Consider the following 804-nt stretch of genomic DNA (forward strand, 5'->3'; position numbering starts at 1 on the left):
TTCTCTACTTTTTTTTCTGTTTTTTCTACTTTTTTAACTGAAGAACCTGGCACCAATATTTCCATAAGTTTGTCTATCTTTGCGCTTAATGCTTTTATTTGTTCTGCGGTTTCGTTAGAGCCCTTGCTTGTATTTCCACCTTTTCCAAAAGTTGCACCTTCACCTTTTCCAAAACATTTATCACAAAATATAGGCTTATCGCCAGTCGGCCTAAAAGGTACTTGGCAGTTTTTTCCACATTTATCACAAATAGCGTCATGCATTTGTTTGTCTCTTGCGCGAGGTCTTTCACGTCTGTCATTATCAAACCTGCCAGACCCTCTGCTTCCGCCATCTCTATTAAATCTGTCTCCGCCGTTATCTTGCTTTCCAAAGCAATTATTGCAGTATACCGGTCTATCTCCTGTCGGTCTGAAAGGAAGCTCACAGCTATCCCCACAGTCGCTACAAATAGCTCTGTGCATTGCTGGTCTGCCACCGTCTCTACCACCGAATGGCTTTCTGCCACCAAATCCGCCACGGCTAAATCCACCGCCTGATCTCTTATTGAAGTTTCCCATAATTTTGTTATTAGAGGGCTATTGCCCTATTTAGATTACTTAACGTGCAATTTATGTAAGAATACCACATTTCTAAATAAAAGTCAATAGAGTAAAACTTTAGCAATAATCTAAACTGAATGCACCACCCAATTAGCAAAATATGGTCAAAACCATTAAAAAGGAAAATTGGATAAGTATCCGGAATTGAAGAAATATGTAGTTGATAAATTGAAAGAAGAGTGGAGTCCAGATGTGATTGCCG

1 protein-coding gene is annotated in these 804 nt (G+C 39.4%); it reads right to left on the reverse strand.

From position 1 onward, the window contains the following. Positions 1-560 (reverse strand): hypothetical protein (locus COU51_00390; GenBank protein PIR67117.1); only part of this gene is annotated, 560 nt, incomplete at its 3' end. Between the last annotated feature and the right edge of the window lie 244 nt (positions 561-804).

It is taken from the genome of Parcubacteria group bacterium CG10_big_fil_rev_8_21_14_0_10_36_14 (genome assembly GCA_002772895.1).
Lineage (GTDB): Bacteria > Patescibacteriota > Patescibacteriia.